At 66.0% G+C, this 817-nt stretch carries 1 protein-coding gene; it reads left to right on the top strand.

All coding sequences use genetic code 11. The features are described 5' to 3' along the window. Positions 1-78 precede the first annotated feature (78 nt). Positions 79-817 (top strand): competence/damage-inducible protein A (locus T281_RS17150; RefSeq protein ID WP_037242576.1); only part of this gene is annotated, 739 nt, incomplete at its 3' end.

Below are 817 nucleotides of genomic sequence, written 5' to 3'. Positions count from 1 at the left end.
CTAGACATGCGCCGCGCCTTGGCGAGCTGCGCGGTTTCCTGTTAAGCATTGCGCGATAACGCATTCAACGAGGTTCCCATGACCGGCGCATCTGCTTCCGAAGTCACCGCCGCGCTGCTCGTCGTCGGCGACGAGATCCTGTCCGGGCGAACCAAGGACAAGAACATCGGCACCATCGCCGACCACTGCACCGAAAACGGCATCCGGCTGAAGGAAGTCCGCGTCGTGGCCGATGAAGAAGCCGCGATCGTCGCCGCAATCGACGCGTTGCGCCCCGCCTACGACTACGTCTTCACCACGGGCGGCATCGGCCCGACGCATGACGACATCACGGCCGACGCCATCGCGAAGGCTTTCGGCGTGGCGCTTCCCATAGACGAGCGCGCCCGCGCCATGCTGCTCGAACGCATCCCCGAAGGCGAGATGACGCCCGCGCGGCTGCGCATGGCGCGCATTCCCGTCGGCGCGGACCTGATCGAAAATACCGTGTCCAAGGCGCCCGGCTTCATGATCGGGAACGTGATCGTCATGGCGGGCGTGCCCTCTATCATGCAGGCGATGCTGAAGGCTGTGACGCCGAGGCTCCGCACGGGCGCGAAAATGTTGTCGGTTTCGGTGCGCGTGGACCGACCCGAGGGCGCGGTTGCGGCGCCGCTCGAAGCTTGCCAGCGCGCGTTCCCGGACGTGCCGATGGGTAGCTATCCATTCATGGATGAGGGGCGCTACGGCACGACGCTCGTGCTGCGCTCGGTTGACGAGGCTCGGCTTGCTGCGGCGAAAGCGGATCTCGAAGCGCGGCTCGCCGCTGTTTTCGGCG

The organism is Rhodomicrobium udaipurense JA643, assembly GCF_000636015.1.
Lineage (GTDB): Bacteria > Pseudomonadota > Alphaproteobacteria > Rhizobiales > Rhodomicrobiaceae > Rhodomicrobium > Rhodomicrobium udaipurense.
Note: the sequence above shows the minus strand (reverse complement) of the source record. Positions and strands in the feature narration are given on the sequence as shown.